Source organism: Citrobacter sp. CK191, assembly GCF_030333435.1.
Lineage (GTDB): Bacteria > Pseudomonadota > Gammaproteobacteria > Enterobacterales > Enterobacteriaceae > Citrobacter_B > Citrobacter_B koseri.
The window spans coordinates 1-203 of sequence record NZ_JAOWFX010000017.1; the positions used below are offsets into that span (position 1 = coordinate 1).

1 tRNA gene is annotated in these 203 nt (G+C 54.7%); it reads right to left on the minus strand.

Features of this window, described 5'->3' with window-relative positions:
* Position 1 precedes the first annotated feature (1 nt).
* Positions 2-78 (minus strand) — tRNA-Asp (locus OGV82_RS03860).
* Positions 79-203 lie beyond the last annotated feature (125 nt).

Genomic DNA, 203 nt, shown 5'->3' on the forward strand with positions numbered 1-203 from the left:
GTGGCGGAACGGACGGGACTCGAACCCGCGACCCCCTGCGTGACAGGCAGGTATTCTAACCAACTGAACTACCGCTCCACCGAATTTTTCTACATCCACTGATTTCACATCAGCTTACTGCTTAATTTGATGCCTGGCAGTTCCCTACTCTCGCATGGGGAGACCCCACACTACCATCGGCGCTACGGCGTTTCACTTCTGAG